This window comes from Pseudomonas sp. RSB 5.4, from assembly GCF_037126175.1.
Taxonomy (GTDB): Bacteria; Pseudomonadota; Gammaproteobacteria; order Pseudomonadales; family Pseudomonadaceae; genus Aquipseudomonas; species Aquipseudomonas fluorescens_H.
In genome coordinates this window covers 4,758,033-4,779,996 of sequence record NZ_CP146986.1, presented here as the reverse complement: position 1 = coordinate 4,779,996, position 21,964 = coordinate 4,758,033, and the positions used below count along the sequence as shown (strand labels likewise).

Below are 21,964 nucleotides of genomic sequence, written 5' to 3'. Positions count from 1 at the left end.
TGCCCCCCTTGCCCATTAGTAACGGCGGCCGAGTCGAGAGCACTCGGCCAAGCTTAGTCAGGCAGTCTTGCATGCAAGCGTAGACCAATATTCAGAACACAATAATTGTTCAGAATCGTGGCGGCGGATCAGCCGAAAAGCCCAACGCCAGACAGCAAAACGCCCGGCGTCTGGAGATCAGAGGCCGGGCGTTGCTATTTAGCGCGCAGGATTACTGCACTTGCGTGACGCCGGCGAACTTGCTCATCAGGAAGCCGACGAACTGCTCGACGGTCATTTTCTGGCCGTTGAATTCCACCTGATTGGCGGCGTAATGCAGCTTAGTCACCACATTGGTGCCGTCGATGGTTGCCAGTTGCGAACCGACCGCCATGCCGGAGAACATGTCGGCAGCGCCGCTCGCCTCATCGACGATGGCCTTGGCGTCAGTCTGACCGTCGACTTGCGCCTGCACACTGAGCAGATCGACCAGCATCGGCTTGGACACCTGCACATTGAGGTCGAGCAGTGCGATCAACTGTTTGACCAGTTGGTCCGGCGGCATGTCCATCGAGGCCGGTTTGGTCAGGTCGATCACCAGATTGGCGCGGCTTTCACCGTTGGCGGTTTTCAGCGACAGGTTTTCCAGCGCCAGTTGCGGGCCGGCGGCCAGCAGTTTTTGCAGATCGGCTTTGACTTGCGCGTTTTCCGCCTCGGTCAGATTCAGCTCCGGAGCTGGCAGGCCGGCGGCAGCGGCTTCAGCAGCAGCCTTCTCGTAAGGCTGCAGTTTGGTCTGATAGATCTGCATCAACGACAGGGTCGACGGGATGTCGAGGTTCTTCAGGCTCATGGCCAGTTGCGCCGAACCGATCTTTTTGTCGTTCAGCGACACTTCACCGATCTGGTAATCCGCACGGCCGGAGGCGTTGCTGCCGTTCTCTTCGGTGAGGTTCTTCATTTCGAAGTTCTTCACGCCGAGCACCGACTGTTTGGCACCGAAGGTGGTTTTGCTGCTGGTCAGCTCCAGGGTGTTTTCCCCGGTGTAGTAGCCGTAGCTGCTCTTGGTCAGGTTGCTGGCCAGGGTCAGGCCGTTGAGTTCGATCTGCACCGGCGCCTGGTCTTGCGAGACAGTGACCAGTTTCAGGTTGTCCATGTAACCGTCAGCCTTGACCTTCTGCGCCTTGGCACTGGCGGAGATGTTCATGGTCAGGCCAGAGAATTTAAGGCTCGATTGCTCGTCCAGCGCGGTTTCCAGTGGCAGCAACTCAAGGCTGCTGGTAGTGGATTCGTCGTAGCCGATGTTGGTCACGCCCTTGAGCGGCGCGGCGCCTTTGGTAGCGGCAAACCATTTTTCGGTGGCCGGGCTCTTTTCCAGCTCGTAATTGCTGGTGGCCATGACCGGCAGCCACTTCAGCGATACCAGACGCGAGAACGGCAGCGGGCCGTGTTCGATATGGTCGACGAACAGCAGCTCGACCGGCTTGTCACCGAACATCTCGCCCTCGCCCTTGAGGCGGTAGTGCGCGGTGCTGGTGAAGGTGTGACGCTCCAGCGACACCAGCTCCAGCGATGCAGTGCCATTGGAGCCGGCCATCGCGGTCTGCAGCTCTTTATTGGCGTTGGTGACGGCGTTGTTCAGCACGCCTTCGATCTTGGTTCCGGTGTACCAGGCCCCGCCGGCGCTGATGGCACCGATGGCTACAACAATCCCGAGAAGCACGCCTGCTGATTTATTCATGAATGACCTGATCAATGTCCGTGGCTGAAAATGTGGTCGTCTTCCCTGAACCCGTGACCGGGTCGCGGCTCGACTCCGCTGAAATTAGCGGTGGAGATTAGCACTGGCAGCGCGAGGCGGCCCAATGTTTAAAGGTTAAAGAGTGTCTATGGGGAGTGTGGACAGCTGACAGGCAGGGAGAGTTGCAGTGTTTTTGAGGACGCTATCGCGAGCAGGCTCACTCCTACAATTGAAATGCGTTCCCCTGTAGGAGTGAGCCTGCTCGCGATAGGGCCACTGGATTCCCAGAAGATCAGGAATACTGGACCTCGATCTCATCGAGTTGATGATCAAAGCTCTTCAATCGCGCCGTCCACGTATACACCAGCACTTCGAAATCCCGATCGATCACCGCTGCGCCCGGTCCCTCGGCGCGCGGGTCGCAGAAATCCAGCTGATAACGCTCCCGGGCCATGGCCGTGGCGACATCCGACAGTTCGCGGGCATTGTTGAGCCAGTGCCAGCCTTCATCGGCAATCTGCTTGTCGAGTTCCAGACACTGCTTTTTCAGGGCTTCGAGGCTTTTTTCCAGCGGGGTGCCGGTGAGCTCGCCCATGACTTCGGCGAAAGTACGTCCCGGTTGCCAGTAACTGCCCCAGAAGTAGCGATCGAATACGGTTTCGACCCGACGCAGGGCGACTTTGGTATCCCAGATCAGCACCAGGGTCTTGCCTTGTTCAAGCTGTCTTTTCTTGACCCGCTGCACCTGGACCGAGGCCCACGCCACGACGACGATTGCCATCACCGCGATCAACGCCGTGGCGCTGTCGAGGAAGACCATGGCCTTGTCGATCTGATGGGCCAGCATGATGCCGTAGAAATAGGTGGCCGACAGCAGCACCAGCGCTACCAGGGCGCACCAGAAGCCGAGAGCGTAAGGGTTTTTCATTATTGGTTTCCCCTAGACCAGCGCTAGCAATGTGCGCTGAAAGGGCGCCGTGCTCAGGGCACCCTTCCAACACTTCAAAGCATAGCAACGGCTTCAGGGTTTGCTGGCGCTTGAGGCTTGCGTTCGTCCGCTTTCCCAACCGCCGCCCAGCGCGAGGAACAAATCGATCTGGCTCATGGCAACTTGGGTGTTGGCGGCGGCCAGTTGCGCGGTGACGTCGGTGTAGGTGCGGGTCGCTTGCAGGTCGGCGAGGAACGACTCGCGCCCGGCCTGGAAGAAGCGGTGCGTCTGGTCGGCGGCGAGTTTCGCCGACTGTTCCGCATCGGCCAGCGCATCGCGGCGTTGTAGCAGCGCGGTGTACTGCGCCAGGCCGGTCTGGGTTTCGCGGATGGCGTTGAGCACCACGCCATCGAAGTGCGCCAGCGCACCCTGGGTATTGGCTTCCGCCTCGCGAATACGGGCGCGGGCGCCGTTGGTCGGGACCTTCCAGCTCAACGACGGGCCGAAGCCCCAGCGGTTGGTCGACGGATCGCCAAGATCGGAAATAATACCGACAGTGCCGATGGTCGCGCCGATGCTGATGTCCGGGTACAGCTCGCCAGTGGCGATGCCGATCCCGGCGGTCGCGGCGGCGAGGCGACGTTCGGCCTGACGCACATCAGGCCGACGCTTGAGCAGCGCCGCACCGTCGCCGACCGGCACCAGTTGGGCGATTTTCGGCAGTTCGGCGCAGGTGGCGGTGCCGGCCGGCAACTGATCGACCGGTTTGGCCAGCAACATCGACAGGCGGAACAGCCCGGCCTGACGCGCCGCTTCATAGCGCGGCATGTCGGCGCGCAACGACTTGAATTGGGTTTGCGAACGGGTGACCTGGGTTTCATCGCCACGCCCGGCATCGCGCAGGCGCTGGATCAGGGTCGTGCCTTGCGATTGCAGGTCGAGGGAATGCTGGGCGATTTCCCGCTCTTCATTGGCGGCACACACCTGGGTGTAGGCGCGAACCACGTCCGCTACCAGAGTGATGCGCGCGGTGTCGGCGGCGGCCTGGGTCGCATCGGCGTTGGCCTTGGCGGCTTCGATCCCGCGTTGCAGCGTGCCCCACAGATCGAACTGGTAAGAGGCACTGATACCGATATCGCCGACGTTGGCCACCGGCACCTTTTCCGTCAGCAGGTAGGCCTGACCGGACTCCTGCAAGCGCTGCGCGCCCATCTTCACCCCGGCACTCCAGCCGCCCGCCGCTTCAGCCTCATCGACCTGGGCCCGCGCCCGCGACAGGTTCGCCGCCGCCACGCGCAAGTCGGTATTCGACGCCATGGCCTGCTGCACCAGTTGGTCCAGACGCGGGTCCTGATACAGCCGCCACCAGTCGGCGGGCACCGGCGCTGACACCACCGGCTTACCCTCCACCGCCAGTTCGCCCTGAAAATCCTTGCGCTGCACCGCCGCGTCAGCGGGCAGATGATAGTCCGGCCCGACCATCTGACAGGCCGAGAGCATCACGCCCAACCCGGCGATCATCAGGGCCTTGTTCATTGCGCGGGCTCCTGTTTGTGGTCGTCGCGTGGCTGATCGTCGATGATCGACACGGTAGCGGTCCGCCCGGCGATCATGCGGAAATCTTCCGGCACTTCGTCAAAAGCGATGCGCACCGGAATCCGCTGCGCCAGCCGTACCCAGCTGAACGCCGGGTTGACGTTGGGCAGCAGGTTGTTGCCGCTGGTGCGGTCGCGGTCTTCGATACCGGCGACGATGCTTTCGACATGCCCGCGCAGCTTGGCCTTGTCACCGATCACACGGATGTCCACCGACTGCCCGACATGAATGCCGTCGAGTTTGGTTTCCTCGAAATAGCCGTCGATGTGGAACGAGTTACTGTCGACCACCGACAACACCGGACGCCCGGCGGTGACGAACTCCTGCACACGCGGCGCGCGGTCGTTGACGTAGCCGTCCACCGGACTGCGGATCACCGAGCGATCCAGGTTGAGCTGGGCGCTGTCCACCGTCACCAGCGCTTCGGCCAGCGCCGATTGCGCCCGGGCCACTTTCGACAGGCTTTCTTCCAGCTGTTCGGCCGGCACCAGATTGCCCAGCCCGCGGTTACGCTTGGCTTCACGCTGCGCCTGGGCCAGGGTTTCTTCGCGATCGGCAACCGCCGCCTTGGCCTGACGCAGGGCCAGTTTGAAACGGTCCTGATCGATGCTGAACAGCACCTGGCCGCGTTTGATCAACTGGTTGTCCTTGACCTCGACCTGCTGGATCAGCCCGGATACATCCGGGGCGATCTGGATGATGTCGGCGCGGATGTGGCCGTCGCGGGTCCACGGCGCAAACATGTAATACATCACCATGCGCCAGACGAGGACGACGGCAAAAGTCACGATCAGCAGGGTCAGGACCACGCGACCGATAGTCAGAAACGGTTTTTTCATGTCATCAGGTATCGACTGAGTGAGTCCACGCCGTACAGCATCACGGCGTAGAGGGCCACGTTGAACAATGCCCGGTGCCAGACCAGACGGTAAAAGTGCAGGCGCGTGAGCACGCCATGCACCAGCAGAAACAACACATAGGTGATGCCCATCAACACCAGCAGGGTCGGCAGGAAAATCCCGCTGATATCCAGATCACCGATCATAGGGGCGCTCCATCGGGCAGCGGTTCTTCGGCATCGCTCGTGCTGACGAATTCCACGCCGGGCAGCAGCGCCAGGCGCAAACCGCTCAGGGCATGCAACAGGTTTAGTCGGGTTTCTTCCTCGCCGTGGCCTTTGAGGGCGCGGCGCGCACGGTCCATGGTCATCAGTAGCGGGCTCGGCGCCGGCAAGCGTTCACCGGCCTTGAGGCAGGCGCGGAAATATTCGCCGACCTCAGCCACCACTTGTTGCAGCAGGGCATTCGGCGCGCCTTCCACCCGTGGGGTGTAGGCCAGCAGATCGAGCAGGTTGAGGCCGACGCGCACTTCACGCATGGCGATGCCGGTGTCCTGACCGGTCATGGCCAGACGCGGCAGGTGCTGCATCAAACGGTCGAGCAACTGCACGCCCAGTTGCCGGTGCTCGGCGAGGTTCGCCGGCTCGGTCATGCGCACGATGTCCTTCCAGCTGAAACGGGTCAGACGTTTGGCCGCCAGTTCGACACCGAACGGACGGGTGACCAACGTCCAGATGAAAGCGAACAGCAGACCCATCGGGCCGGCCAGGTTGGAGTTCACAAAGGCGAAGAAGTCCGCGTCGTAGGCGCCCTGAATGCTGATGAACGACGAGGTGTTGACCAGCGTCAGGAGCATGCCGAGGTAGAACCGCGGCTGTACCGTCAGGGTGCCGACGCAGATGAACGGAATCGCGAAAGCCAGCACCAGCATTGGAAAATCGTGCAGGTTCGGCAGAATCAGAAACAGATAGAGACTGGCAAACAGCACCGACATCCCGGTCCAGAAAAAGAACCGGTAGATCTGCGGCGCCGGGTCGTCCATCGAGGCGAAGAAACTGCACGCTACCGCCGCCAGAATCACCGCGCTGCCACCGTCCGGCCAGCCGAGCAGAATCCACAGCACCGAAGCGACGATAATCGCCAGAATGGTCGAGGCCACCGAATACAGCATCATCCCGCGGTCGAGAAACGGCGTCAGCCGCCCAAGGCGCCAGTGCCGGTACACCGCACGCCAGCTGTCCTGGCGCTCGCAGAGAATCGCGTCCTGCAGACTGCGGCAGTCCTGCCACAGATCGATGAATTCGCCGAGGCGATAAATCGCGTTGGAGAACAGCAATTGCTTGCGATCTTCCAGCGCCTCGCAGCTCGGCTGCAACGCCTGAAGCTGATCCTTGAGCGCCTGCCAGCGGTCAAGATCGGCATCTTTATGACCGAGCCATTCCTGGGTCGCGGTCAGCAGCGGGGCAAACTTTTCCACCAGCTCCGGCGTACGTCGCTCAAGGGCATACAGCGAGTCTTCCAGAGCGTCGATCACCGGCAACAGGTGGATCATCCGCCCGCGCAGCTCCTTGGTGTTGCGCACGGTTTGCGGCCGGGCGCCTTCGTGGGGTAACTGGCCGATCATTAATTCGAGGCTGTTGAAATTGGCGACCATGGCCATGCGCAGCGCGGTGATCTGTTCAGGCTGCACGTCGCGGCTGAGAAACTTCAGGCTGTAGGTGGTGGCGTCAGCGAACCACTTGCCCACCGCGTCGTTGAATACCGGCGCCAGACGGCGCGGCCAGAACATTGCACCGATCACCGCCGCCACGGCGATGCCGAGAAAGATCTCTTCGGTCCGCGCCTCGGCCACATCCCACACCGCCAACGGGTTATCCACGGTCGGCAAGGCAATCAGCGGCAGGGTGTAACCGGCTAGCATCAATGCGTAGTTATTGGCCGTGCGCAGGTGCAGCGACAGGAACAACAGGATCCCCGTCCACAGCGCGATGACCACCACCAACACGTACGGACTCTGCACGAACATCGGCACGAACAGCACCGCCGCCGCCGCTCCGAGAAAGGTGCCGATGGCGCGGTACAGCGCCTTGGAACTGGTCGGGCCGAGAAACGGACTGGAGACGATATACACCGTGGCCATCGCCCAATACGGACGCGGCATTTGCATGAGCAAGGCGATGTACAGCGCAATCATCGACGCTGCAAAGGTGCGGACCCCGTAGAACCAGTCCCGGGCCGGAGGAATGCCGGAGAAAAAACCGTTCAAGAGTTGATCACCACAGGCGGATGGGCCGCCTCAAAAGCTCGCAGTACCCGAAGCGTAGCCTCCAGATCACTCTGGTCGATGCCTTCGAGCACTTCATGACGCAGACGTACCAGTTCACTTTCCACCGCTTGCACCAGCTCACGGCCGGTGTCGGTCAGGCTCAGGCACTTGGCCCGACGATCCTGCGCATCTTCGGTGCGGCAGACATAGCCGGCGTGGCACAACTGATCGAGCAGGCGCACCAGCGACGGACTCTCCATCCCGGCCGCCTGCGCCACCTGCACCTGACGCACGCCCTCGCCCAACCGCCCGATCATCAGCAACGGCACGGCGCAGGCTTCGGAGATGCCATAGTTGACCAGCGTGGTCTGGCAGATCTTCCGCCAATGCCTGGCGGCCACCACCATGGCACTGCTGATGTTCATCTGAAGAGCGTCGAGGGAATTCGGCACGGGAAAATGCACACTGTTAGTTTGCTAACTATCAATATGGCATTGGCGGGGAATTCCAGTCAAGTTTTGAAACAAATCTGCCCGCTGGTCACCCGGAGCATCACTTGTTTCCTAATCAAAGTAGTACGATGTATATACCTCGTAAGTACATCACCTTTTAAAGGGAACATTGCAATGTCAAAACAGGCGGTTTTCACGATGAAACTCGAGCCCGAGCTGCGAGAGCAGTTCATGGCCGAAGCCGAGGCCTCGCATCGCCCTGCATCACAGATCGTGCGCGAAATGATGCGTCAGTTTGTTCAGACACAAAGGGAAGCCCGTGAGTACGAGATGTTTTTGCAGCGAAAGGTCGAGCTTGCGCGAGCCTCGATAGAAGCCGGCGAAGTTTTTTCCAACGAGGAAGTTGAAGCACAATTAGCCGCCAGGCGCAGGCGGGCAGACAATCAAGGATGAAGATTATCTGGACTAAAAATGCTGTACAGGATCGTGAAAAAATCTGGGATTACCTGCACACCGTAAACCCAAAAGCAGCCCTCGAAATGGATCGCCGCTTCACTGAAGCGGTATCCCGAATCTCCCAACACCCCGAAGTTGGCCCTGTCGGCGTTATCGCTGGCACTCGAGAGATTATTCCGCACCCCAGCTATCGTCTCGTTTACCAACTGGATCGTGATGTGGTGTGGATCATGGCGATTGTTCATACCGCACAGATGTGGCCGTTCCCAAAATAGCGGTCATCCCTCCCGCCCCTTGCGCAACAACACATTCAACTGATCCACCACCTCCGCCCAATCCGCATCATCAAGAATCTCGCCGCGCAAAAAATCCGCCTGGCTCTTGCTCCAGAAAAACGCGTCTGCGAGGTGCAACTCGGGTTTGAGTGGTGAATGGGTGGCGATGAATTGCTCGATGCCGGTCGGGTCGCTGTCCAGTCCAAGTTGCTTGAACAGGGACGGGAGGCTGTGGGTGGGCTGTTCCATGGAGGACTCCTTCAAGAATGCGGTGGATGGGCGATTATTCGCCAGCAAGCCCGCTCCCACAGGGGATTGCGGTCAACCTGTGGGAGCGGGCTTGCTCGCGAAGGCGTCAGTGGCCGCACCAAAAAACCTAATGACTCAACTCCTGCACCTGCGCATGCGGCACCATTTTCAGGAACTCGGGCATGCTCATGTGCAGCAGGTAGTTGTGGTTGCCGGCTTCCAGGTAGATGTCTTTCTGTCGAGTCAGCAGCGGGTCGATGACCATGTCCAGGCCATAGGAATCACCCAGTGGCGGCACCGCGCCGCGTTCGCAGTCATCGAAGATATGCGCCAGATTGCTCTCGCGGGTGATCTGCCATTCACCGCTGCTGCGCACTTTGCTCAAATCCAGATGCCGGCTGGCGGGCAGCACGGCCATCAGGTAATGCCCGTGGTGGTCGTCGAGGATCACCGATTTGGCCACACGTTCGGCGGGCACCCCGGAGACCCGCGCGGTTTCCAGGCTGCTGGCCGAGTGTCGATGGGCCACGACGTCATATTCGCAGTGCGCCCGACTCAGGCTGCTCTGCACTTTTTTTGCCATACGCATGATGCACCTCGGTGTCACGCTGAACGTTGTACCTGTTCTGCTGAGTCTAGTTCGGCAAGCCACTGGCGAAGGGAAATCCGCTCACTGGACACATCTGTTCATTGATCAGAATTCATCCAGCGCCAGGCTCAACTAGACTCAAGGAACCAACCCATGACTCTCCCGGAGGGTCACGTGACCAGTCGATGTTGTACGTTTTTCCTGATGCTGCTGCTCAGCGGCTCAGCCCTCGCGGCTGACGTCCCGCTGACGGCGGTCAATCCGGTCGGCCTGTGGCTGATCACCCTCGGGATTGCCTTTCTGATTGCCGAAGCCGCGCTGCCCAACTACGGGGTAATCGGCCTGGGCGGGATCATCATGTTCGTCATCGGCGCGCTGATTCTGAGCAATGCCGATTTGCCGGTACCCATGATGATCGGGCTGGGCCTGATCAGCGCCCTGCTGTTGATCACGCTGATCATCCGCGCCTTGAAAACCCGCCCGCGTCACGCCGTCAGCGGCGATGCCGGGCTGGTCGGCAGCGTGACGGCGGTGACCACCGTGCAAGCGGAAAACACGCACAACGGCTGGGTGCAATTGCAGGGTGAGCATTGGCAAGTGCAAAGCACAACACCGCTGCACACCGGGCAATCGGTGCGTGTGGTCGGGCGTAAGGGCTTATTGCTGAAAGTCGCCGCGACTGACGCGGCAGGACACGGAGAGTGATCATGGGTCTGCAAATCGGTTTCGTTGCACTGTTGCTGCTGGTCATTGCCCTCGCCGGGTCGACCTTTCGCATCCTGCGTGAGTACGAGCGCGGCGTGGTGTTCCAGCTCGGACGCTTCTGGCAGGTCAAGGGTCCGGGGCTGATCCTGCTGATTCCAGTGGTGCAGCAAATGGTCCGGGTCGACCTGCGCACCGTGGTGCTCGACGTGCCACCACAGGATGTGATCACCCGCGACAACGTCTCGGTGAAGGTTAACGCGGTGCTGTACTTCCGCGTGCTCGACCCGCAGAAGGCGATCATTCAGGTCGAAGACTTTCTTTCGGCCACCAGCCAACTGGCGCAGACCACCCTGCGCGCTGTGCTCGGCAAACATGAGCTGGATGAACTGCTGGCCGAACGCGAGCAGTTGAACATCGACATCCAGCAGGTGCTCGATGCCCAGACTGACGCATGGGGCATCAAGGTTGCCAACGTCGAGATCAAGCACGTTGATCTGAATGAGTCGATGGTGCGTGCGATTGCCAAACAGGCCGAAGCCGAACGCGAACGCCGGGCCAAGGTGATTCACGCCGAAGGCGAACTGCAAGCCTCGGAAAAACTCATGCAGGCCGCCGAAATGCTTGGCCGTCAGCCCGGCGCCATGCAGCTGCGTTACATGCAGACCTTGAGTTCGATTGCCGGCGACAAGAGTTCGACCATTGTTTTTCCGCTACCGATCGAGCTGCTCAAAGGGATGGCGGATCTGTCAGGCAAGTCCTGAGCATACGCAGATTGGCGGTCACCCACCCGGTTTGTCGGCGCCAGTCGCCATCACGTACAAGCGTGCAAAAGCGCCGGCCGCATGCACATCGCTTTGCCGCTGCCAGCCTTCGGGCAACGCCGCAAAGTCAGTGGGTTCGTCCAGGGTGCCGATCAACCATACCCGAGCGCCAACCTTGGACAAATCGCCGAGTTGGTCGAGATAAACATTTTCGCTGACCAGCGTGCCGAACCCGTAAGCATTGGGCCGCGTGGAGCGTCCGTCCGCCGCCGGTGGCGTGTACAAACGAACCTGTGCGTCGGTGCGGTTGTAGTAGATGTAACTGAGGTACCACATCATGTCGCTGGTAACGATCCGGTCACCCTCAACGAAGTGCCGGTTGACGTAATCGACAACCACGCTGAACTGATCGTTGCTGTCGACCGTGGCGTTGTTCTTCACACCCACCAGTTCGACCCCAACGAACAACACCAGAATCGCCAGCGCCAGCACGCGAGAACCTGTGTACAGCCGATCGACCGCCAGCGCCACCAGCATCGGCAGCCCCAGCGCATAGGCCGTCACATAACGTTCGATGAACACCGGTGAGATGAACGACACGCCAAACACCAGCAGAATCGGCAACACGCTGTAGAACAGCAGCAGCAAGCTGCCGCGAAATACGCTGCGATCACGTAGCAGGGCAACCCCGATCACTGCCACCAGCGCCGATGGCAAGAGCAAAAACAGCCAACCCGGCAGGGTCATGCCATCGTCTTGAATCAGCAGCGACCAGACCATCGACGGCAGTGAGCTGAGGGTGACCGGATCTTCCCAGCCAATGTCATTACTGGCCTTGAGTTCCGGGATGTGTTGCAGCAGATCCAGCAGATTGGGCACCCACGGCAGGTACAGCAACGCAATGACCAGATTCGCCAGCCACCACGCCGGTCGCTGGATATGCCGCAGCCGATACCCCGGCTGCACGCGCACTGCCGCCAGGTACAGCCAGTGGCTGATCACGCAGAGCACGGTGAAGTAATGGGTATAAAACGCCGCCGTCATCAGCAGCGCGTAGGCCACCAGGTAGCGATGCCGCCGAGGCTGCCGAACCCAATAGACCAACGCAATGGTCGCCGCGATCAGCCACATGCCGAGCAGCGAATACATGCGCACTTCCTGGCTGTAGCGCACGGCCGTGGGCAACAGCGCCAGCAGCAGCCCGGCCAGCAGCGCGGCGCGGCGGGTGGCGAGCAGATCCACCAGCCACACACCGAGACCGACGGTAATGATCCCCGGCAGCGCACTCATCATGCGAATGGACAAGATGCCGTCGCCGAACAGCCCGATCCAGCCATGCAGCAACAGGAAATACAACGGCGGGTGCACGTCGTGGGCTGCACGCCCCCAGATTTCAGTCAGCGAAAACTGGCTCAGCAGGACGCTGGAGCCCTCATCGAACCAGATCGCTGCCGCCGTCAGGTCGTAAAAACGCACCACCGCCGCCAGCAGCATGATCGGTAACAGCCAGTGTTCTCTGGCCCAACGAATCAAGCGCAAGGCAACCAGCCATGCCCCCGGTACCGCACGCGGATCCTGCGTGTCGCCAACCGGCGTTTCTCTGTGTGCCGCCATTGCATCCTCTTGCTGTGCCGGAATATCGCGAACGGAAGGCTCCGAACCTGACCGTCACTTTAGGTCAGCCACGGGAGGGCCGTCGATGGCGGTGTGCGGTTTCACGACATCCGGCACCTTGGACAATCCCAAACAGCCCTCGGCATTTTCAGTTCACGCCATCAGCGTTGCGCCATCCCCTCCGCCGGATACACCGACTCCCAGCCCCCGCCCAACGCCCGGTACAACCCGACCATCGCCAGCGAAACGCCGGTCGAACTCTCCACCCACTGCTCCTGCGTCGCCAGCAACGCACTTTGCACGGTGAGGACGTTGACGAAATCGACCGCGCCCTCGACATATTGCTGTTGCGCGGTGCGCAGGGCGATCTGGTTCTGCCGTACGGCTTCGGCGAGGCTGTCGCGGCGACGCTGGCTGGCGTTGTAGGCGGTCAATTGATCGTCGATTTCATGCCAGGCGCGCAGCACGGTCTGCTGATAGGCGATGCCCGCTTCCTGTTGCTGGGCTTCGCGCAGTTGCAGCATGCCGCGCAGGCGTCCGCCGTCGAACAACGGCAGGCTGAATTGCGGGCCGATGCCGAATGCACGTGAACCCCAGGAGCCGAAGTCGCTCAGTTGCATCGCTTGCGATCCGAGGTTGCCGGACAGGGTGATGCGCGGATAGAAGTCGCCCTTGGCCACGCCGATGTTGGCGGTGGCGGCGTGCAGGCGCGCTTCGGCCTGACGGATATCCGGACGGCGTTCGGCCAGTTGCGATGGCAGGCCGATGGCGACTTGCAACGGTGACTGCGGCACCGCACCGTCTGTGGATAACTCTTTGGCCAGGGCTTGCGGCGGCTCGCCCATCAGCAGGCTGATCGCGTTGATCAACTGCGATTGACGCTGCTCGAGCGCCGGCAGACGCGATTCGATGGCGGAGACCTGCGCGGCGGCTTCGGCGACGTCGAGATCGGTCGCCACACCATCGTTCAGGCGCAATTGCGAGAGCTTGAGGCTGTGCCGGGCAACATCGAGGTTCTGCTCGGTGACCGCGCGAGTGTTCTGCACGCCACGCAGCTGGATGTAGTTCTGCGCGGTGTCGGCGAGCACTGCCAGAAGCACACCGCGCCGGTCGTTTTCAGCGACTTCGAGGTTGGCATCGGCGGCTTCGGTTTCGCGGCGCACACGGCCCCAGAAATCCAGTTCCCAGGAAGCGGAGAAACCGGCGTCCCACAGGTTGAAGGCGGAATCGCCGTTGTGCCCGGACGGGTCGCTCAAGCCTTTGCCGCTGTTGCGTTCGCGTGCGTAGCTGCCGGTGGCTGCCGTCGACGGATAGCGATCAGCGGTGATTACCTGACGTGCGGCACGGCTTTGTTGCAGACGGCTGCTGGCCAGTTGCAGGTCGAGGTTGCTCTTGATTGCACGCTGGGTGAGGGCCGAGAGCTGCGGGTCGTGGAAAACCTCCCACCAGCGTTCGTTCAGGGGTTCGCTGACGGCTTGACTGGGGGCGGACTTGGCGGGTTTGGCCCAGTCGGTTATTTGTGCGGCTTCGGGCTTCTGGAAGTCGGGGCCGACGGTGCAGGCGCTGAGGCCAATAGCGAGCAATGTACCGAGGGTGAGTTGCTGCCACTGGCCTCTTCGCGAGCAAGCCCGCTCCCACATTGGGTAATGCGTTCCCCCGGTGGGAGCGGGCTTGCTCGCGAAGGCGTCAGTTCTATCAAAACTGTTCATCGCTGAGTCACCTCACGTTCCGCTGACGCCGAACGGCGAGTATCGATACTCGCCTCCACCGACATGCCCACACGCAAACGCTCGGCCAACGGCTGACCCGGTTCAAGCACGATCTTCACCGGAATCCGCTGCACGACCTTGGTGAAGTTACCCGTGGCGTTGTCCGGTTTCACCGCGGCGAATGTCACGCCAGTCGCCGGGGCGATGCTTTCGACGCGACCGCTCAAGGCCTCGCCGCCGAGGCTGTCGACGCGCACCTGCACGTGCTGGCCCGGCTGCACGTCCGTCAGTTGGGTTTCCTGGAAGTTGGCAACCACATACGCCTGCTTCAACGGCACCACCGCCAGCAGCTTGCTGCCCGGCGTGACATAAGCGCCGACGCGCACAGCACGCTCGCCGATCATGCCGTCCTGCGGCGCGGTGATCCGGGTGTAGGACAGCTCGAAACTGGCGATTTCCAGCGCCGCTTGCGCGTGCTTCAGATTGCCTTCGGCGGCATCGCGCTGCGCCGTGAGAATCTCGACCTGCTTGCGTTCAGCCGCGAGCTTCGCGCTGGCGGTATCGAGCCGAGCGGTTGCCTGATCAATACGCGTGCGGGCCTGTTGCGCGTTCTGCACCGTGCCGGCACCCACGCCAGCGAGGTGGTTGTAACGATTGAGCTCCTGCTGGGCGAACGCCATTTCTGCCTTGGCCGAGACCACCGAGGCCTGCGCCTGAGCAATCACCGACGTCTGCCGCTCCAGCGTGGCCTTGGCGTTTTGCAGCTGAGCGCGGGCGACCAGGGTTTGCGCATCGGCCGCTTCAGCGGCGGCGCGCAAATCGCGATCATCGATCAGCGCCAGCAGTTGCCCGGCCTTGACCTGCTGGTTGTCTTCCACCAGCACTTCCTTGATGAATCCGGCCACGCGCGGCACCACCAGGGTGAAGTCGGCGGAAACAAACGCATCGTTGGTGTTTTGCTGGGTGCGCTTGCCGAACAGTCCCGGCACCGCCAGGTACAGCAACACGCCGACAGCCAGTGCGGCCGCCACGGCCACCGCGAGTTTTTGCTTTGCTTGAGTCGTCATAAAAACCTTCGGTATCAGTGAAGCAATCAGGTCGGCGCACGGGGCGGAAAGATCCGCGTCGGCAGCCAGAAAATCAGCAGGATCAGCGCCACCGCGACGCCGGCCATGCACACATAGAGATCAGAGGACGTCAGCACCACGGCCTGTTCGTGCAGGCGATGGGCGAGGCCCGGATCGCTGCGATCGGCCAACGGTGAATTGCCGAGGCTGTCGATCAACATGGTCGAGTGGAAATGCAGGCGCGCGGTGGTCAGCGCCTCAATGACTCCGGTGGCGATCACCGCCGCCAGACCTTTCACCGTGTTGAACCACGCCGAGGCAAACGGCCCGTCCTGCGGCTGGATGCTGCCGGTCGAGAGCATCAACAACGGCAGCACCGACATCGGCTGACCGAAAATCTGCAGCCATTGCAGGACGTAGAAATTGTCGCGGATCCACTCCGAGGTCAGCAGCGAGCCGCCCAGGCAGGACAGGGTCAACATGCTCAAACCGATCCCGAGCACCCAACGGCAATCGACCCAGCGCAGGTTGCACAGCGCCGCCACCAGCGGCAGCGCGATCAACTGCGGCAACGCGGCGATCAGCATGATCGGCGCAGTCTGCACCGGGCGATAACCCTGGACCTGCGCCAGATAGCTCGATGGAATCAGCACCACCGCCTGCAACACCACCAGCACCCCGGCCAGGGTCATCAGCGCGAACGCCAGGTTGCGGATGCCGAGCATCTGCAACTTGAAGAACGGAATCGGCTGCGACCACTCATTGATCAGAAACGCCACCAGCAACAGCGAGCCGGCGCCGAGCAAACCGCAGATCAGGCTCGACTCGAACCAGTCCAGCCGATTGCCTTGCAGCAAGCCGATCACCAGCATGCAGATCGCTGGAAAGCCCAGCAGCAGGCCTTTCCAGTTGAAGGTCTTGAGGCGTTCCAGGCGCAGCGGATCCTGCGGAATCCCCCAAGCGACCATCGCCATGGCGATCAGGCACGGCACGATGATTTGCCAGAACGTCCATTGCCAGCCGACATACTCGCTCCACAGCCCGGCCAGCGGTGTGCCGAGGCCCGGGCCGAAAGTCGCCGTCAACGCATAACCGGCCAAACCATAGAGCTTGAAGTTGGCCGGCAGAAAACGCAGGGCGACGGTCATCAGCATCGGCGGCAACGCGCCGCCGGCCAGACCTTGCAGGGTGCGCATCAGCAGCAGGCTTTCGTAATTCGGGGCGAACGGGCACAGCACGCCGAGCAGGGTAAAGACGCTGATCATGCAGAGGGTGAAACGACGCAGCGAAAAGGTCACCGAGCACCAAGGGGCGAATGCCATCGCGGCGACCGAGGTCGCGGTGTAGCAGGCAACCAGCCACGTGCCTTCGTCGTAACCGATGTGCAGCGCGCCACGGATGTCGGCCAGCGCGACCTTGGTCACCATCTCGTTGAGGCCCGAGACCAGCACCGCCAGCAGCACGCCGACCAGGCCCGTGATGATCCGCGCCCCGAATACCGGTGGCGCGGCCGCCGTCGCCGGACTGGCCGCAGCGAGGGGCGCCGGGACCGACAGGGATGTCATGGATTCAAACTCCGGAGGAAAAATACCGGAGCATTTTAGTAAGGCTTACTGCTGACGAAAATTGACTTATTGGCAGGTTATAAGTGCGCTCAGTGCAGCAATGAATATCCAACGTGGGAGCGGGCTTGCTCGCGAAAGCGGTGGGTCATTCACCCTATGCATTGCCTGACACGACGCCTTCGGGAGCAAGCCCCCTCCTACATTGATTCGGTGTCAGGGCTGTGCAGCCAGCCAGGTTTCGTCACAACACGCCTTGAGCGTTTCACGCAGCCAGCGGTGCGCCGGGTCCTTGTCGAAGCGCGGATGCCAGGCCTGGGTCAGCATCAGCGTCGGCAACGGAATCGGCAGATTGAACGAGCGCAGCTTCAGGCCCAATCGGCGCACGCTGAGCAATGCTTCCTTGGGCACCGGCAGGATCAGGTCGGAATCCGGCAAGGCAAACATCGCCGCGTGGAAACTTGGCGCGATCACCGCCACCCGCCGCTCCAGGCCCAGTGCATTCAGCGCGGTGTCGATGGGGCCGCGAGCAATGCCGCGGCGCGACATGCTGATATGCGAGTAACCGGCATAACGCTCGGCGGTGATCTCGCCGTCGAGCAACGGATGATCTTCCCGCACCAGACCGACGAAATGCGTGGAAAACAGGTTCTGCACTTTGACCTCCGGGGACACCGGACGGGTGTTGCTGACACTCAGATCAATCCGTCCTTCGCGCAGCGCTTCGTCGTCACCATCGCCCTCGGGGACGAAGCGCAACTCGCAGTGCGGCGCCTGCTGGTCGAGGGTATCGAACAGCTTGCCGCCATACACGCCGATGAAAAAATCGTTGGCGCGGATGCTGAAGCGCCGGCGCAACGTGCCCAGATCCACGCTGTCGGCGGAGCGAAACAGCAGCGCCGCCTGCTCGACCACATCGCGCACTTGCTCGCGCAGTTCCAACGCCTTGGGGGTTGGCACCAGGCCGCGACCGGCGCGCACCAGGATCGGATCGCCGATCGCCTCGCGGATTCGCGTCAGCGTGCGGCTCATGGCAGCGGGGCTGAGGTTCATCCGCCGCGCGGCGCCAACCACACTGCCCTCGTCGAGCAAGGCGTCGAGGGCGACCAGAAGGTTCATGTCCGGGAGTTGCATGCAGAGCACTCGTGGCTGATCTGGATTGATCTGGGTGCAATGCTAGCAAACATCCTTGAAACCGGTGGCGCATGCACCGACGCCTTCGCGAGCAAGCCCGCTCCCACAGGGAAAACGCATTCCAAAATGTGGGAGCGGGCTTGCTCGCGAAGGGGCCAGGGGGAACAACACAAATTACCGCTGCATGCCCCAGCGCTTGACGGTCACCCGCTCCAGCGTTTCGAACACCAGATTCTCCACCAGCAACCCGATCAGGATCACCACCGCCAACCCGGCGAACACCTTGTCGGTGTACAGCTCGTTGCGGTTCTGGAAGATGTACCAGCCCAACCCGCCCTTGCCGCTGGTGGCGCCGAACACCAGTTCGGCGGCGATCAGCGTGCGCCAGGCAAACGCCCAGCCGATTTTCAGCCCGGCGAGGATCGACGGCAGCGCTGCCGGAATCAGGATGAACAACACAAAACGCATGCCCTTCAGCCCGTAATTGCGCCCGGCCATGCGCAAGGTTTCCGAAACGCCGAGAAAGCCGGCGTAAGTGTTCAGCGCCAGCGCCCACAACACCGAATGCACCAGCACGAAAATCAGGCTGTTCTGCCCCAGCCCGAACCAGAGCAAGGCCAGCGGCAGCAAGGCAATCGCCGGCAGCGGGTTGAACATCGAGGTCAGGGTGCTCAGCAGGTCGCGACCGAACTGCGTCGATACCGCCAGCGTGGTCAGGGCGAATGCCAGCACGATGCCGATCAGGTAACCCTTGATCAGCACTACCAACGATATCCACACCTTGCCCAGCAACTCGCCGCTGAGCAGGCCGTCATACAAGGCATGACTGGTCTGCAGAAAACTCGGCAGCAGCAAGTCGTTGTTCTGCACCCGGGCGATCACTTCCCAGAGGATCGCCAGCAGAATCAGGATCACACTCTTGCGCAACCAGCCCTGTTGCCACAGGCGTTGGCCTAGAGGCAATTCGCGCTCGAGCGGTACGCTGGTCAATGGTTCAAGGACGGTTTCAAACTCTTGTCGTACAGACGATGGTTGGCTCATCGGGCAATCCTCCAGAACGCTCAATAAGCGATACGAATGTCGTTGAAATCGTGCTCGCGCTCGGTTTCCGGCGACTGGCCTTCATCGAACAGCAAACGGTGAATGCGTCGCGCCGACTCCTGAAACGCCACGCCGCCGAGGCTTTGCAGATCGTATTGATGGCTGTGCACTTCAGCGCGTACCCGCCCCGGGTGTGGCGACAGCAGCAGGATGCGGTTACCGACCACCAGCGCCTCTTCGATCGAGTGGGTGACGAACAGCAAGGTGAAGCGCACCTCCTCCCAGAGCAGCAGCAATTCTTCCTGCATCTTGCGCCGGGTCAGCGCGTCCAGCGCGGCGAACGGCTCGTCCATCAAGAGGATTTTCGGCTGCATCGCCAGCGCCCGGGCAATCGCCACCCGCGCCTTCATGCCGCCGGACAGGGTGTGGGGATACGCATCGGCGAACGCCGCCAGCCCGACCTTTTCCAGATAGTGCAACGCGCGTTCTTCGGCGTCTTTTTTGTTCAAGGTTCGCGAGGCGAGCAGCGGAAACATCACGTTCTGTTTGACGGTTTTCCACGGCGGCAGTTGATCGAACTCCTGGAACACCACGATCCGGTCCGGACCCGGCGCATCGACGCGCTGGCCTTGCAGGCGGATCTCGCCTTCGCACGGCGCAATGAATCCGGCAACCGCTTTGAGCAAGGTGGATTTGCCGCAGCCGGACGGGCCGAGCAGGACGAAGCGGTCCGCCGGATCGACCTCGAAACTGACTTGATGGGTTGCTCGTACCACCCGTTGCGGGGTGCGGTATTCAAGGCTGACTTGGTCAACCGCCAGCAGCGCCTGGCTGCTGGCGATCGGGTTGCTGGCCGCGTGGCCTTGCAAGGGGGCGTTCATCTCGATCAGCTCCCTTGCAGCGGTTTGGCGTCCTGGAAGAAGTAGTCCTTCCACGATTCCGGTTTGTTTTTGATCGCTCCGACGCGGTAGAGGAATTCGGCCAGTGGATAAGTATTTTTCGGCGTGACGCTGAATTCGAATTGCGGGTTGTCGATGATTTTCAGCAACTCGGCGCGGTCGATCTTGGCCTTGGTCACGCGAATATACGTGTCCGCCGCCGCGCCCTTATCGTTCTGCGCAAATTGCGCGGCTTCGGTCAGCGCTTCGACGAAGGCTTTGTAGGTTTTCGGATTGTCGTTGCGGAATTTCTCGGTGGCGAACAGCACCGTCGGCGAGTTCGGGCCGAGGATATCGTAGGAGTTGAGCACCACGTGCACGTTCGGGTTCTGCAGCGCCTGATCCTGGAACGGCGGGTTGGAGAAATGCCCGGTCAGTTCGGTGCCGCCGGCGATCAACGCAGCGGTCGCATCCGGGTGCGGAACGGCGATGGTGTATTTGTCGAGGCGATTGAATTCCTTGTCACCCCACTGCTTGGCCGCGGCGTATTGCAGGAAACGCGACTGCACCGAAACGCCCACCGCCGGCACCGCGATGCGGTCCTTCTCGGTGAAATCGGCAATGGTTTTGACCTTGGGATTGTTGCTGACCAGGTAGTACGGGAAGTTGCCGAGCGAGGCCACGGCCTTGACGTTCTGCTTGCCGTGGGTGCGATCCCAGATGGTCAGCAGCGGGCCGACGCCGGCACCGGCAATGTCGATGGAGCCTGACAACAGCGCATCGTTGACCGCGGCGCCGCCCGAGAGCTGCGTCCAGTCGACCTTGATGTCGAGGCCTTCCTGCTTGCCGTACTTCTCGATCAGGCCCTGATCGCGCACCACGTTGAGCAATAGATAGACAATCCCGAACTGTTCGGCGATGCGGATTTCACCTTCGGCGTGGGCCGTGGTCGGCGCCACCAGGCTGCCGGCGATCAGGCTGCAACCGAGGCCAATGGCCGCCGCCAGCGGTGCAAATGGAAGACGTTTGGACATGATCGAATCTCCGGCAAATCAGAAAGGCGCGTCGCCCTGGATGGTCGTGCGATACAGCTTGCGGCGCAGGTGCGCGGGGCAGCCAGCGGCGAGGTGGATCAGCGAACGGTTGTCCCAGAACACCATGTCGTGGGGCTGCCACTGATGGCGGTAGATGTTTTGCGGCAACACGCTGTGGGCGTAGAGCTCGGCCAGCAGTTGCTGGCTCTCGTCCTCCGGCAGGCCGACGATTCGGGTGGTGAAGCCTTCGCTGACGAACAACGCCTTGCGGCCGTTTTCCGGATGGGTGCGAACGATCGGGTGCACCACTTCGGCGACCTGCGCCAGTTGCTCCGGGGTCAGGGTCGGGCGCCAGTTGCCTTCGAATTTGCTCTCGCTGTAGCGCGCGGTGTAGGAATGCGCGGCCGAGCGGCCTTCCACGGCTTTGCGCAGCGCTTGCGGCAGGTTGTCCCAGGCTTTGTGCATGTCGGCGAACAGCGTGTCGCCGCCCTCGGAGGGCAGCTCCTGCGCGTGCAGCATCGAGCCGAGGCTCGGCAGTTCTTTATAGGAAAGGTCGGAGTGCCAGAACTTGCCGGCGTCGCCGAGGCCGATGTTCTGGCCGTTCTCGACGATGTTGGAAACGATGAGAATTTCCGGGTGATTGGCCAGCAGGAACTGCTTGAGCACGTGAATCTGCAACACGCCGAAGCGGCGGCTGAAATCGATCTGCTGTTGCGGGGTGATGCGCTGGTCGCGGAACACCACAACGTGGTGATCCAGGTGCGCACGGTGAATGCGGGCGAAGTCCTGGTCGTTGACCGGCCGGGTCAGGTCCAGGCCGATGATCTCGGCACCAACGGCACCGCTGAACGGGCGAATTTCAAAGCTTTGCGGCGCGGCAGTCGCGGCGCTTGGGGTGGCAGTAGCTGCGGACATCTTTCAATCTCCCACGCACGGCGCGCTCACAGGCGCGCACGTCGATCAGAAACTCACGCTGGATTGCGTGTTGGTTCAGGTCGTGCGGCGCGCCGATTGGTCGGCAGGTACGCAGGTGGCTGACTTTAAAGCTATAAGAACAGGAAATTAAATACCGTTAATGAATAACGATATGGC

22 protein-coding genes are annotated in these 21,964 nt (G+C 61.6%); 4 read left to right on the top strand and 18 right to left on the bottom strand.

Going from position 1 to position 21,964, the window contains the following annotated elements:
• Window positions 1-211: 211 nt before the first annotated feature.
• The 7 genes from V9L13_RS21615 to V9L13_RS21585 form a co-directional block, all read right to left on the bottom strand.
• On the bottom strand, window positions 212-1,717 hold the full coding sequence (locus V9L13_RS21615; protein ID WP_338800491.1) for a YdgA family protein: 1,506 nt from the start codon (window positions 1,715-1,717) through the stop codon (window positions 212-214).
• Between the two features lie 292 nt (window positions 1,718-2,009).
• A complete protein-coding gene (locus V9L13_RS21610) occupies window positions 2,010-2,645 on the bottom strand; it encodes a hypothetical protein (protein ID WP_003220482.1) in 636 nt (211 codons plus the stop codon).
• A gap of 93 nt (window positions 2,646-2,738) precedes the next feature.
• Window positions 2,739-4,181: an efflux transporter outer membrane subunit gene (locus V9L13_RS21605; RefSeq protein ID WP_003220479.1), complete on the bottom strand. Its 1,443-nt coding sequence runs from the start codon at window positions 4,179-4,181 to the stop codon at window positions 2,739-2,741.
• Window positions 4,178-5,080, bottom strand: a complete 903-nt coding sequence (locus V9L13_RS21600) for an HlyD family secretion protein (protein ID WP_003220477.1) — start codon at window positions 5,078-5,080, stop codon at window positions 4,178-4,180. The genes V9L13_RS21605 and V9L13_RS21600 overlap by 4 nt, the downstream gene beginning before the upstream one ends.
• On the bottom strand, window positions 5,077-5,286 hold the full coding sequence (locus tag V9L13_RS21595; protein WP_098966584.1) for a DUF1656 domain-containing protein: 210 nt from the start codon (window positions 5,284-5,286) through the stop codon (window positions 5,077-5,079). The genes V9L13_RS21600 and V9L13_RS21595 overlap by 4 nt, the downstream gene beginning before the upstream one ends.
• Complete coding sequence (locus V9L13_RS21590; RefSeq protein ID WP_338800490.1) at window positions 5,283-7,346, bottom strand: FUSC family protein; 2,064 nt, start codon at window positions 7,344-7,346, stop codon at window positions 5,283-5,285. The genes V9L13_RS21595 and V9L13_RS21590 overlap by 4 nt, the downstream gene beginning before the upstream one ends.
• Window positions 7,343-7,771: a MarR family transcriptional regulator gene (locus V9L13_RS21585; protein ID WP_045122246.1), complete on the bottom strand. Its 429-nt coding sequence runs from the start codon at window positions 7,769-7,771 to the stop codon at window positions 7,343-7,345. The genes V9L13_RS21590 and V9L13_RS21585 overlap by 4 nt, the downstream gene beginning before the upstream one ends.
• Before the next feature lie 201 nt (window positions 7,772-7,972).
• On the opposite strand from V9L13_RS21585, the gene V9L13_RS21580 reads away from it, so the two are divergent.
• On the top strand, window positions 7,973-8,251 hold the full coding sequence (locus V9L13_RS21580) for an antitoxin of toxin-antitoxin stability system (protein WP_338800489.1): 279 nt from the start codon (window positions 7,973-7,975) through the stop codon (window positions 8,249-8,251).
• Complete coding sequence (locus V9L13_RS21575) at window positions 8,248-8,529, top strand: type II toxin-antitoxin system RelE/ParE family toxin (RefSeq protein WP_338800488.1); 282 nt, start codon at window positions 8,248-8,250, stop codon at window positions 8,527-8,529. Before V9L13_RS21580 ends, V9L13_RS21575 begins: the two co-directional genes overlap by 4 nt.
• A 3-nt stretch (window positions 8,530-8,532) precedes the next feature.
• Here the strand turns inward: V9L13_RS21575 and V9L13_RS21570 are convergent, their stop codons facing one another.
• Together V9L13_RS21570 and V9L13_RS21565 are read right to left on the bottom strand one after the other, a co-directional pair.
• Window positions 8,533-8,778 carry a DUF2789 domain-containing protein gene (locus V9L13_RS21570; RefSeq protein ID WP_135294704.1) on the bottom strand — a complete coding sequence of 82 codons (246 nt, stop codon included), beginning with the start codon at window positions 8,776-8,778 and terminating at the stop codon, window positions 8,533-8,535.
• Between the two features lie 127 nt (window positions 8,779-8,905).
• The gene (locus V9L13_RS21565; protein ID WP_338800487.1) at window positions 8,906-9,367 is read right to left on the bottom strand and encodes a YbaK/EbsC family protein; all 462 of its coding nucleotides are present in this window, start codon (window positions 9,365-9,367) and stop codon (window positions 8,906-8,908) included.
• A gap of 153 nt (window positions 9,368-9,520) precedes the next feature.
• On the opposite strand from V9L13_RS21565, the gene V9L13_RS21560 reads away from it, so the two are divergent.
• Both V9L13_RS21560 and V9L13_RS21555 read left to right on the top strand, forming a co-directional pair.
• The gene (locus tag V9L13_RS21560; RefSeq protein WP_338800486.1) at window positions 9,521-10,072 is read left to right on the top strand and encodes an NfeD family protein; all 552 of its coding nucleotides are present in this window, start codon (window positions 9,521-9,523) and stop codon (window positions 10,070-10,072) included.
• A 2-nt stretch (window positions 10,073-10,074) separates the two neighbouring features.
• Window positions 10,075-10,833 carry a slipin family protein gene (locus V9L13_RS21555; RefSeq protein WP_003220464.1) on the top strand — a complete coding sequence of 253 codons (759 nt, stop codon included), beginning with the start codon at window positions 10,075-10,077 and terminating at the stop codon, window positions 10,831-10,833.
• Window positions 10,834-10,851: 18 nt separating this feature from the next.
• On the opposite strand, the gene V9L13_RS21550 is transcribed toward V9L13_RS21555, so the two are convergent.
• The 9 genes from V9L13_RS21550 to V9L13_RS21510 form a co-directional block, all read right to left on the bottom strand.
• On the bottom strand, window positions 10,852-12,447 hold the full coding sequence (locus V9L13_RS21550; RefSeq protein ID WP_338800484.1) for a glycosyltransferase family 39 protein: 1,596 nt from the start codon (window positions 12,445-12,447) through the stop codon (window positions 10,852-10,854).
• A gap of 161 nt (window positions 12,448-12,608) precedes the next feature.
• Window positions 12,609-14,156, bottom strand: a complete 1,548-nt coding sequence (locus V9L13_RS21545) for an efflux transporter outer membrane subunit (RefSeq protein ID WP_338800483.1) — start codon at window positions 14,154-14,156, stop codon at window positions 12,609-12,611.
• On the bottom strand, window positions 14,153-15,223 hold the full coding sequence (locus tag V9L13_RS21540; protein WP_003220461.1) for an HlyD family secretion protein: 1,071 nt from the start codon (window positions 15,221-15,223) through the stop codon (window positions 14,153-14,155). Before V9L13_RS21540 ends, V9L13_RS21545 begins: the two co-directional genes overlap by 4 nt.
• Before the next feature lie 26 nt (window positions 15,224-15,249).
• Window positions 15,250-16,788 carry an MFS transporter gene (locus V9L13_RS21535; protein ID WP_003220460.1) on the bottom strand — a complete coding sequence of 513 codons (1,539 nt, stop codon included), beginning with the start codon at window positions 16,786-16,788 and terminating at the stop codon, window positions 15,250-15,252.
• Window positions 16,789-17,001: 213 nt separating this feature from the next.
• Window positions 17,002-17,919: a LysR family transcriptional regulator gene (locus tag V9L13_RS21530; RefSeq protein WP_103486188.1), complete on the bottom strand. Its 918-nt coding sequence runs from the start codon at window positions 17,917-17,919 to the stop codon at window positions 17,002-17,004.
• Window positions 17,920-18,093: 174 nt separating this feature from the next.
• On the bottom strand, window positions 18,094-18,960 hold the full coding sequence (locus tag V9L13_RS21525) for an ABC transporter permease (RefSeq protein ID WP_338800482.1): 867 nt from the start codon (window positions 18,958-18,960) through the stop codon (window positions 18,094-18,096).
• A 20-nt stretch (window positions 18,961-18,980) separates the two neighbouring features.
• Entirely contained in the window at window positions 18,981-19,841 is an 861-nt protein-coding gene (locus V9L13_RS21520; RefSeq protein ID WP_338800481.1) for an ABC transporter ATP-binding protein, read from the bottom strand.
• 5 nt (window positions 19,842-19,846) lie between these two features.
• The gene (locus V9L13_RS21515; RefSeq protein ID WP_338800480.1) at window positions 19,847-20,872 is read right to left on the bottom strand and encodes an ABC transporter substrate-binding protein; all 1,026 of its coding nucleotides are present in this window, start codon (window positions 20,870-20,872) and stop codon (window positions 19,847-19,849) included.
• 18 nt (window positions 20,873-20,890) lie between these two features.
• Window positions 20,891-21,787: a TauD/TfdA family dioxygenase gene (locus tag V9L13_RS21510; RefSeq protein ID WP_338800479.1), complete on the bottom strand. Its 897-nt coding sequence runs from the start codon at window positions 21,785-21,787 to the stop codon at window positions 20,891-20,893.
• Window positions 21,788-21,964: the final 177 nt, after the last annotated feature.

Coding starts and splice junctions, on each gene's coding strand:
- V9L13_RS21615 (WP_338800491.1), bottom strand. CDS start 1,717: ATGAATAAATCAGCAGGCGTGCTTCTCGGGATTGTTGTAGCCATCGGT.
- V9L13_RS21610 (WP_003220482.1), bottom strand. CDS start 2,645: ATGAAAAACCCTTACGCTCTCGGCTTCTGGTGCGCCCTGGTAGCGCTG.
- V9L13_RS21605 (WP_003220479.1), bottom strand. CDS start 4,181: ATGAACAAGGCCCTGATGATCGCCGGGTTGGGCGTGATGCTCTCGGCC.
- V9L13_RS21600 (WP_003220477.1), bottom strand. CDS start 5,080: ATGAAAAAACCGTTTCTGACTATCGGTCGCGTGGTCCTGACCCTGCTG.
- V9L13_RS21595 (WP_098966584.1), bottom strand. CDS start 5,286: ATGATCGGTGATCTGGATATCAGCGGGATTTTCCTGCCGACCCTGCTG.
- V9L13_RS21585 (WP_045122246.1), bottom strand. CDS start 7,771: ATGAACATCAGCAGTGCCATGGTGGTGGCCGCCAGGCATTGGCGGAAG.
- V9L13_RS21580 (WP_338800489.1), top strand. CDS start 7,973: ATGTCAAAACAGGCGGTTTTCACGATGAAACTCGAGCCCGAGCTGCGA.
- V9L13_RS21575 (WP_338800488.1), top strand. CDS start 8,248: ATGAAGATTATCTGGACTAAAAATGCTGTACAGGATCGTGAAAAAATC.
- V9L13_RS21570 (WP_135294704.1), bottom strand. CDS start 8,778: ATGGAACAGCCCACCCACAGCCTCCCGTCCCTGTTCAAGCAACTTGGA.
- V9L13_RS21565 (WP_338800487.1), bottom strand. CDS start 9,367: ATGCGTATGGCAAAAAAAGTGCAGAGCAGCCTGAGTCGGGCGCACTGC.
- V9L13_RS21560 (WP_338800486.1), top strand. CDS start 9,521: ATGACTCTCCCGGAGGGTCACGTGACCAGTCGATGTTGTACGTTTTTC.
- V9L13_RS21555 (WP_003220464.1), top strand. CDS start 10,075: ATGGGTCTGCAAATCGGTTTCGTTGCACTGTTGCTGCTGGTCATTGCC.
- V9L13_RS21550 (WP_338800484.1), bottom strand. CDS start 12,447: ATGGCGGCACACAGAGAAACGCCGGTTGGCGACACGCAGGATCCGCGT.
- V9L13_RS21545 (WP_338800483.1), bottom strand. CDS start 14,156: ATGAACAGTTTTGATAGAACTGACGCCTTCGCGAGCAAGCCCGCTCCC.
- V9L13_RS21540 (WP_003220461.1), bottom strand. CDS start 15,223: ATGACGACTCAAGCAAAGCAAAAACTCGCGGTGGCCGTGGCGGCCGCA.
- V9L13_RS21535 (WP_003220460.1), bottom strand. CDS start 16,788: ATGACATCCCTGTCGGTCCCGGCGCCCCTCGCTGCGGCCAGTCCGGCG.
- V9L13_RS21530 (WP_103486188.1), bottom strand. CDS start 17,919: ATGCAACTCCCGGACATGAACCTTCTGGTCGCCCTCGACGCCTTGCTC.
- V9L13_RS21525 (WP_338800482.1), bottom strand. CDS start 18,960: ATGAGCCAACCATCGTCTGTACGACAAGAGTTTGAAACCGTCCTTGAA.
- V9L13_RS21520 (WP_338800481.1), bottom strand. CDS start 19,841: ATGAACGCCCCCTTGCAAGGCCACGCGGCCAGCAACCCGATCGCCAGC.
- V9L13_RS21515 (WP_338800480.1), bottom strand. CDS start 20,872: ATGTCCAAACGTCTTCCATTTGCACCGCTGGCGGCGGCCATTGGCCTC.
- V9L13_RS21510 (WP_338800479.1), bottom strand. CDS start 21,787: ATGTCCGCAGCTACTGCCACCCCAAGCGCCGCGACTGCCGCGCCGCAA.